This window comes from Candidatus Borrarchaeum sp. (assembly GCF_019058535.1).
Classification (GTDB): Archaea; Asgardarchaeota; Sifarchaeia; order Borrarchaeales; family Borrarchaeaceae; genus Borrarchaeum; species Borrarchaeum weybense.
The window spans coordinates 1-9002 of record NZ_JAHPYX010000126.1 but is presented as its reverse complement, the minus strand read 5'-3'; the positions used below and the strand labels follow the sequence as shown (position 1 = coordinate 9002).

The following is a 9002-nucleotide window of genomic DNA, read 5'->3' as shown; positions in this document are numbered from 1 at the left end:
GATATCCTTATAGCATATCGTTATGTCGATCTCTGGATGTTTCTCTTTGATCATTATACTGTGTTTTAATGCAATCATACAGCATGCATTTGAGCAGTATGGCATATGTGCTTCATCTCTGCTTCCAGCACATTGGATCATCACGACTTTTTGAGGCATGTCTTGATTCGATAGCCTATAGGGCTCACCAAAAGATGGACCGGTTGGATCTAACATCCTCGCCAACTGAAGTTGAGTGACAACATCTGGAAACATTCCATAACCGTAATTCAGCTTTTTAGCATCATATTCTGCAAAACCAGTGGCCATTATAACTGTTCCAAAGGTTTTCTCTACTGTTTTACTTTTTTCTTCTAGATCAATAGCGTTTGTTGGGCAAACTTCCACACATTTTCCGCACCATATACATGTGTCTGGATCAATTACGTAATATGGCGGAATAGATTGTGGGAATGGGCGGTAAATTGCCTTTCTTTTAGTTAGAAAAAAATTAAAACTATTGTCTGCTTCGATAGGGCACACATCTACACATTTATTGCAGTTAATACAATGTTCATTTACATATCTTGGTTTCTTTTCCAAAGTTACCTTAAAGTGTCCGACTTGACCTTTAACATTCTTTACTTCTGTATTTGTTAAAATCTCCAATTTGTCAAGTGAGCCAAGTCCACCGCGATAGAAGCATCTTCGGGGTCCTCCAATGTCGTATCCGACTGAACCGGAAGAGCGTACGCAAAGAGAGCAATCATCAGTTGGGTAAACTGTTCCTAATTGAAGCATTCTCCCACCTATTGAAGGGCGACGTTCAACCAGTGTGACGTCAAATCCAAGATCAGTTAATTCTTGTGCAGCGGTTTCTCCAGCAATTCCACCGCCAATAATTAGTGTAGAAGGTTGTATCGGAATCTTTATTTTCTCAATGGCTTCAGCCTTTTCCAGCTTCGCCACAGCAGCTAAAATCAATGTTTTAGCTTTTTCTGTTGCTTCTTTTGGCATGTCTCTATGTACACGAACAACATGATTCTCTAAGTTTACCATTGCTAACGAACTGTATTTATTCATGCCTAATTCTTCGATAACCATCCTAAATGTCGGCTCATATGCCTTGGGTGAGCACGCAGCAATCACAATTTTTTCTAAATTATTTTCGGTAATCATTTGTTTGATCGTTTCTAAGCCAGATGTCATACAAAAGTCAGCTTTTCTTAGTATTACAGAGAATTTGCCTGAATCTCGCATAGCTTGTTCAATAGAATCGAAATCAAGTACATCTACAAACTTACCAAAACAATCGCAAAGTGCAAGACCAATTTTCGTCAATTTATTTCACCTTAATTTAAATCATTTTTCTGAGGATAATGAAAGATTATATAGCTGGTACTGCTACAGCATCAATTTTTTCTAACAGTGGTTTTACTTTAATTCTGTGACGTTTGAAGTCGAATTCTTTTGGATCAATGCCGAATGATAAGCCAAGCAGCTGAGGATAGTAAAGCACGGGGATTTGGTATGGGACATCATATGAATCTTTGAAAGCTTTTGAGGCCATTTCTTGACCTAAATCGAACTGCAAGAAGCAGAACGGACATAGCACAGACATACAATCTGCGCCTACGCGAGCCACTTGTCTTAGTTTTTCCATAACCATCTCTGCAGCTACATTACCGTCAAGAGATTTTGTTCCTGCCCCACAGCAGTAATCTCGCCTGAGGTACATGACTGAAGTAGCTCCAGTAGCTTCTATAAGTTCATCAAACTTTGTCGGGTTGTGGGGGTCATCAAAAGCAAGAATCTCACTTGGTCGTAATAAATGACAACCGTAGTGAGCGGCAACCTTTATATTGTCCAATTTTTTTACTACGTTCCGTTTCAATTTATCTAAGCCTATATCTTCATAGAAAAATTGAGATATGTGTTTTACTTCTACAGTGCCTTTGTATTCTCGCCCTACTTTGCCTAGATGTTTGTTTACCTTCTCCATTAGTTTAGGTTCATGTTTTAACTTCACACTAGCAGTTTTTAGTGATTCAAAACAACCAGTACAAAGTGTCATTATATCCATGTTCTGTTCTTCAGCAACGGTTAAATTACGAGTTGCAAGGGTGAGCCACGTCATATTGTCCATACCTGGGAAACCAATTGGCTCTGGGCAACAGCCGAACCCTTCGATGTCATGAATTAAGTTCTCACTGTCAAGATGATTTACAACTCTTCTAAATGAATATTCAAGATGTGGAAGTCTGTTTGGTACCATACAACCAAGAAAAAGTGCATATTCTTTTTCTGTCATTTAGGCTTCCTCCTTTTTCTCTTTTTCCAATTTCTCCATTCGCGCTTTTGCTTCCTCTGCTATTTGTCGTTCTTTTTCTTTCTCCATTTCTTCGTTTCGCATTACCATGTCTTTTATTCCTGTTGATTCTGCCAAAGCACGGATTTCGTCGGCTGGCGCTTCAGGAACTTCGGGTAATCCTAACTTCTCCCTTCTTCTATTTATTGCGCTACTGGGAGGAACGACCTGCCCTGTTTCCAATAGGTTTTTTACTTCACCAACCAAATGTGCAGGAATGTTGCCAATTTTTGACGCTAAGTTCCTGATGTGTGATAAAATTTCACTCAACTCTACACCTTGCGGGCACTGCTCGGTACACGCGTGGCAGAGCCCACAGAACCAGAGATTTGTATCCTTGATAATTTCGTCCTTTAGACCGACTAAAACCTCTTGTACGATCCTTCTGGGATTATAAACCTTAGAATATTTGAATGAGGGACAAAAAGCAGCACAGGTTCCGCACTGGTAACAATTCTTCAAATGTTCGCATTCAGGTAACTTTGTGAGTTCTTTTATAAATTCATGATTGATCTTTATCTGTTTAGGTCTAGCTACCATGATTTCTTCCTCCTAAATCCTTTTTTGAACTCTAAAAGGGTATTTCGATAACTTGTTTTATTATTGTAAAAACGATTTTTAGCTTCTCGTCACAATTACATTGATCAAGTTAATTATCAGTCAATGTGAACTAATTACTTTGATTTATTATCTTTTCTCTTGGCGCATAAAAGAATAAAGAATCTATCATAATCGTTCATTTTGGATTCCTAAATGCGCTAAGCTATTTTTAAACTAAAAAAAAGACCCTATCAATCTGTAATTACATTTTCGCGTGAATTGCAATATCGAATCTAAGGACTCAAGAACTGCGAAAATCAGCCTCATCAGAGTAGCCTCTACTCTCATAGTATCCAAGAAAATCATAATCTACTACTTCGATATGTATGAGGTACTTTGCCCATTTGTAACCGTACTTTCCAGGCACCACCAACTGCGTCGGCGGATATCCTTCTTGTTTTTTGTCGATGAACTTCCCGTCGCGCTGGAGCGCAATTATAATATCGTCTCTTAGTGCAGTTTCTGGCGTAAGATCTGTTGAATACGCATCTGCCGCATAGAAAGCAATTTTTACTGCATTATCAGAGATCCCTGCTGTTTCTAAAATATCTTTTAGAGGGACTCCAGTCCAATCGTGAGTACTAGCACTTACTCCTGTGGGATCGTCTACGCACCAAAGCCTAGCTCTTACTGTCTTAGAGGGCATTTCAAGAAGATCATTATATGTCAGAGTAAGTGGGGAACTTACCAGACCATCTACTACGAGAACCCATTCGTCATTGTCTTCTTCTGGTATATAATTTCTATCAGAATTAATAGCGTTCAAAAGAAAAGTGGTTGCTATTAAAGAAGCGCCAATTAAAATTAATACAATAATTGTTACAAAATTCTTCTTCTTCAACAAAAATCACTCTATATCTTATGACAGTGGTATTTATTTAGTTGAAAATAAATATTTTTTAAAAATTTCGATTGCAGCACTTCATGCGCTTTGGCTAAAATAAGCACTTTGACATTTCAACTGATTTTCAGGACTACAACTTCATCAGTGTCTAACGGAAGTTGAACTCCTTTTGTAATAAATTCTTCTTTCGCAAATGTTTGTGAGTCAACTGCCTTGTATTTTCCTCGATTGTTGTTTGAGAAGATCACATCAACGCGAAACTCTTCTTTGTTTCCTAAATTGAAATGCTCCAAATCACGAATCTTGAAAGTTCGGGATCTGGATATTCCTCGATTTATCAAAAAGAATAATGTACAATCCTCTGCAATTCTGGCTACAGTTTCTACGTACTCGCAACCTGCTATCTTTCTTTCAATCCCTGTCATTATTAGACACTGATCGATGAAGTTAAGGTATTCTGAATGTCTTTCCTCAGATTGTTCATAATATCTCCATGTTATGAACGGAGCCCCTATAATTGTTCCAAGGACGATTATTTTTCCGTTACCGTATGAATTCACATAACCAATCATATTATCTTTATCATCAGCTAGAAATGGTTCGACATTGGCACGTTTATCAAATTCCAGTGTTAGAGCGTGCCCACGAACCATAGTTCCTTTCGGTTCTAAACGTAATACTTCACTTGGATTAAAGACATTATGGATGGCGTTGATTAGTATATGCATAGAATCGAGGACGAACAGCGAGTCTTTATGTTTAATCTTAGAGCGGTCAAATAGTGCATATTTGGCGAAAGAAAGTCCGGTTTTTAGATAGGCTAAAGGTCGGTTTATTACTCTTAATCTCAGATCAGAACCTATAGGTTCTGCTGGAAAGAGTTTCTCGTATCCCTCAAGGATTATGCCATTTTGGTCATATTTTATGATTTCTGGCAAAACAATAAGTGACCCTCCGCGTTCGACATAATGAAAGAGCTTTTGGAAGTTTTCTTTGTCCATAAAACCTTTACTAACCATAAAAACGAGTTTATACTTTAAGAGATCGTCTGTAGTCAACGTCTCTAGGGTGAGTACTTCTGGATCGTATCCCGCAGACAAGATCATCCCCATCAACCCATATTGAGAGAAGTCAACAACTGCGTCGGTTGGATTCTGAGAGATCATTCGATTATTTGAAAGATATTCGACTATGGCTATTGGATCGTGAACTTCCTTTGAATTTAAGAGTAATTCTTTGTTATCTAAAACAAATTCATTAACCTTTTTAACGGCATCAAATCGGGTTGTCTTTTCCCCTTGTAAATCAATGGCGGTCTTCCAAATGTATTCAGATCCATCTACCTCTCTGCAATCTGCTATTAAGTACCAATTAAACCCACAAACGCCATGAGCAATTAGTTGCATAGCTAATTGTATAGTCTGTGCGTTTGAAACATTTGAGGAGGGATCAAACCAACCACATTGAAGCTCAGTAATTATCTGTGGCCAATCTAATAAAAAATTTTTGAATAGGTGACCAGTATATGATCCCATAAAGGGTAAGTCAAACGTATATGAATGACCAAAGAATTTCGCATAGATATCAGGAAACACTGGTCCTTGAGCAATGGTCATTTTGTCATAAGAAGAAATCGGGCTGAATGGAAAGGAAGGATCATTGAAAAATATGGGTACATTAACTCCCTTTTCTTGTACTTTTTTTTGTATCATGTTTTTTAATGTCCGTAAATACTTCGCAACATAGTTTTCAAGGAATTCATGCCAATCTGCAAATTCTTCTTTAAGTTCAGGTCGAATCCAGCCATGAGGGGGTCTAATTTTTGAAAAATCTTTGAAAGAACTTTTCCATACTCTATTCAAAGCATCTATCGCTGAATTATACTTCTCCTTTAACCAATTTATGAACTGTCTGAGCGTATAGGGATTGTGATCTCGCTTATTTGTGTTTGCTACGAGTAATTCGCCGGCTTCATTATCTGGCTGGATGGCTATTATAGTCCCATCTTCAATAAAAGGCAAAAGAACCTGATCAAAGAGCGCATCATACCAATTCTTCACCTTTTTTAGAAAGCTTGGGTGTCTTACTGTAACCTCTTTGTATATTTTTCCATTGCTTTCAACCTGTAATATCTCTGGATATTCTTCCCGAAGCCAATCTGGAATACCATAGCCGGCATATTCGGCAAAGATATAGGGACCAGGTCTAACTACAAGTTTATAACCTAGTCGTTTGACGATTGAGATAAATTCAGCAAGATTTCTCTCAGGGACGGTGTTACCTTCGTAATCAAATTGACCTTCATTAATCTCATGCCAAATCCAAGGAATGTAAGTAGAAATTGTATTAAACCCCGCGTCTTTTAATTGAGTTAAACTACTCTCCCATAAATCCCTCGGAATGCGAAAATAATGATATGCGCCGCTTATAAGAGTAAAAGGTTCCCCATCAACAAACCAAACATTATCTTTGATCTCAGACGTCATATTCTAACATCCCTACTCTCTACTTCAATATTTTCAAAAACAATATGTAAAACTTTTCGGTCTAAAATTGAATACTTTATAGGGGCATCTTTTTTAAAAAGCCAAGTCATATGCTTTTTACTACTATTTTGTTAATTTATCTCAATATATTGCTTGCTGAAAACGTTTAATTTACCAACTTGTTGAACATACTAGAAAAATTCAATAAAATAAAAAAACAATAATCCTTGATTGGGTGATTGATCACACCCCAGTTCACCTATAATATCATATATAACCAGGGGAATTATTTGAAAGAGAAGACAAAAATAAAATTTAGAAGAGAGGTAAGCCGAAAACTATTCCATCTCACTATTCTAGTTGTTGTCATTCTATATTATTTTTCTAATAAGCCAACAACTCTATTATGGTGTTCTATTTTTTTGTTGGGGTTTGTTGTATCAGATATCATTCGTGTAAAAGCCTATTACTTATTTCCTTTACGAAAAATGGCGGATACAGTCACGAGGCCGTTCGAAAAGCGAACTTTAGGTGCTGCTGTCTACTTCACAATAGGTGCATTGACTACAGTTTTTTTATTTGAAAAGATAATCGCTATCGCAGCAGTTACTATCGCAGCAGCCGGAGATGGGATGGCAGCAGTTACTGGAATTGCTCTTGGAAGACACAAGATTTCTAAAGATTCACAAAAGACAGTTGAAGGGGCAATAGGTGCGTTTCTTACCAGTTTAGGTCTTAGTATATTTTTCTTCTTTGAAACACCTTTATTTTGGCCAATTATTATTTCGATAGTAGCTGCAAGTGTAGTTGTTTCAGTTGACTTAGTTGAGTTGCCGATTGATGATAACCTTATCCTGTCAATCATTCTAGGTTTCGCAATTACATATGTTCATCTTGCCCGTTTTTATATGAGTGATATTCTCAGCATTATCTTCTTTTAAGAAACCCAGTTTGGCTAAAATGCATTTATTGATTCTTTCGCTTGCCAATACGAGCAGAATGTAGAAAGAGCCCTATAATGAGAATAAATGGTATAAAAAATCCAACAACAAAATTAAAGGCTGATATCTTGATTGAAATGATGAATTCCACAGCATAAACAATATTTAGATTGAACGCGAAAGGCTTAAAGAGAATAATAAGTCTAAGTGTTTTTTCTCCAAAAGTGTAGGGGATCAAAGACGATTGTACTTCAATTGAAATATGATTCGATCCTTCTGTAATGTTAAAAGGCTTCTCAAATCTCTCAAATCCTCCTGATTCTGATTCTACTCGAACAAATAAATTAGAGCGATTTTGTAGACTGAAAATATTAATTGTTAATATCACAGATGCTCCTTGGACAACACTGGTTGCGCCAACAACAATTTCAGTAACATCTAAGACGAACCACCCGAAAATATTTAAAAGAAGGTTCCTTGCTTCCCCTTCAAGAAATTCGTTACTAAAAAGATCAGAATCCCCTATAGCTACGATTTTTCCACTTTTTAACCGACTTGATGTCAATACTGTTGCATTTGAGGGACTAGCCTCTAAGGAAGTAAATGCGATTGGTCTACCACCAAATATTGAAGTCGCATTATAGAGCGTGAACTCCTGAACATCAGTAGTATTGATAATAGGATGCTTAGAGAATCTTGAAATTGTTGGCTGATCAGGACGGCCATCATTGCTACTGACATCTTCAATAAGTTCTTGGTCAAATTCTATTCCAAAATGCGATGAAAGAGAGTTAATAGAAGTAGTCAAAGTTGAATTGAATTCATAATCACCAAGCAAGAAAAGGTTTCCACCATTAGCGACAAAAGTCTCTATGAGTTGTGTCTCATTCGGAAGAAACGTCTTGTGGGGAGCAGTTACTACAAAAATATCACAGTTAAGAAGCACTATAGAAAGGTCAGTGTGTATCTCTGTACTTTTGTTTACTAAATAACCTTTATTATTAAGCAATTCAGCGGCATTATTAAACTCCCCATTAATTGAATTGGTTTCTTCGTGAGTATTATCAAATACAATTCTCATAAGAGGCTGATCTGCTGCAGTAACATGATTATCATTGTCCGTAATAGGCAAACCTGCAATGAGCACAAAGATAAGACAAAATATCGTAAGAAAAACAGCACTTTGTTTTAAGGGTGTGAAGTATCGCATAAGTTTTCCCTTACAATATTTTTAGTAATGCACAATAGTTATTCTAAAAGCAAAGAAAATGACTAAAAATGTTTTGGAGATAAAATACCTTTTGATCTCTCCACCATAATTGCATGAAAGACCTCAAAACTTGGGATTAGGCAATTTTTATAAGAAAGCATTGCGTTATTTGTATAACAACCTAGGTGTGTCAATTCAACATATCCCTCCATGAGATTGAATCTGGTAGATTTTTCATTAATTTATCGCATAGAAAACTTCTATCATCATCTAAAAAGAACATCTGGTTGTTATGCACAGTGTTTCATTAAGAATGAAGAGCAAAAGCTCTTGAATTAGTATCAAAGGTGAAAAATGTGAGTTGGACAAAAAGAGTGAAAGTAACTGAAAAGACGGTTGAACGAGTAGAGGCTTCACAAGCAAGATATACAGCCTATAATGTTCGCTTGGGGAAGCCATTGTTATATATTCTACCACTATTTTTGGTTGGTCTCACAATTGTTTCATTATTAAATATCTTTAATGCTATGGTGTTATTGTATGTATTTGTTGTTGTGCTTTTGGTATTTGCTAT

At 36.7% G+C, this 9002-nt stretch carries 8 protein-coding genes; 2 read left to right on the top strand and 6 right to left on the bottom strand.

What is annotated here, in order from left to right:
• The 5 genes from QVB70_RS07355 to QVB70_RS07335 form a co-directional block, all read right to left on the bottom strand.
• Window positions 1–1320 (bottom strand): CoB--CoM heterodisulfide reductase iron-sulfur subunit A family protein (locus QVB70_RS07355; RefSeq protein WP_287584958.1); only part of this gene is annotated, 1320 nt, incomplete at its 3' end.
• Window positions 1321–1366: 46 nt separating this feature from the next.
• On the bottom strand, window positions 1367–2290 hold the full coding sequence (locus QVB70_RS07350; RefSeq protein ID WP_287584956.1) for a CoB--CoM heterodisulfide reductase iron-sulfur subunit B family protein: 924 nt from the start codon (window positions 2288–2290) through the stop codon (window positions 1367–1369).
• Window positions 2291–2887, bottom strand: coding sequence for a 4Fe-4S dicluster domain-containing protein (locus QVB70_RS07345; RefSeq protein ID WP_287584955.1), 597 nt, complete (start codon window positions 2885–2887; stop codon window positions 2291–2293).
• 301 nt (window positions 2888–3188) lie between these two features.
• Window positions 3189–3788 (bottom strand): molybdopterin-dependent oxidoreductase, encoded by a 600-nt coding sequence (locus QVB70_RS07340; RefSeq protein ID WP_287584953.1) that lies wholly within the window; start codon window positions 3786–3788, stop codon window positions 3189–3191.
• A 116-nt stretch (window positions 3789–3904) separates the two neighbouring features.
• The gene (locus tag QVB70_RS07335) at window positions 3905–6277 is read right to left on the bottom strand and encodes a beta-galactosidase (protein WP_287584951.1); all 2373 of its coding nucleotides are present in this window, start codon (window positions 6275–6277) and stop codon (window positions 3905–3907) included.
• A 239-nt stretch (window positions 6278–6516) separates the two neighbouring features.
• On the opposite strand from QVB70_RS07335, the gene QVB70_RS07330 reads away from it, so the two are divergent.
• Window positions 6517–7218 carry a phosphatidate cytidylyltransferase gene (locus QVB70_RS07330; RefSeq protein ID WP_342766552.1) on the top strand — a complete coding sequence of 234 codons (702 nt, stop codon included), beginning with the start codon at window positions 6517–6519 and terminating at the stop codon, window positions 7216–7218.
• A 25-nt stretch (window positions 7219–7243) separates the two neighbouring features.
• Here QVB70_RS07330 and QVB70_RS07325 read toward each other — a convergent pair whose 3' ends face one another.
• The gene (locus QVB70_RS07325; RefSeq protein ID WP_287584946.1) at window positions 7244–8428 is read right to left on the bottom strand and encodes a DUF4350 domain-containing protein; all 1185 of its coding nucleotides are present in this window, start codon (window positions 8426–8428) and stop codon (window positions 7244–7246) included.
• Between the two features lie 356 nt (window positions 8429–8784).
• On the opposite strand from QVB70_RS07325, the gene QVB70_RS07320 reads away from it, so the two are divergent.
• Window positions 8785–9002, top strand: a 218-nt coding sequence (locus QVB70_RS07320; protein ID WP_287584943.1) for a hypothetical protein, incomplete at its 3' end; no start/stop codon positions are given.

What these genes read in the sequence shown, in the direction of transcription:
- QVB70_RS07350 (WP_287584956.1), bottom strand. Translation starts at nt 2,290, where the DNA reads ATGACAGAAAAAGAATATGCACTTTTTCTTGGTTGTATGGTACCAAAC.
- QVB70_RS07345 (WP_287584955.1), bottom strand. Translation starts at nt 2,887, where the DNA reads ATGGTAGCTAGACCTAAACAGATAAAGATCAATCATGAATTTATAAAA.
- QVB70_RS07335 (WP_287584951.1), bottom strand. Translation starts at nt 6,277, where the DNA reads ATGACGTCTGAGATCAAAGATAATGTTTGGTTTGTTGATGGGGAACCT.
- QVB70_RS07325 (WP_287584946.1), bottom strand. Translation starts at nt 8,428, where the DNA reads ATGCGATACTTCACACCCTTAAAACAAAGTGCTGTTTTTCTTACGATA.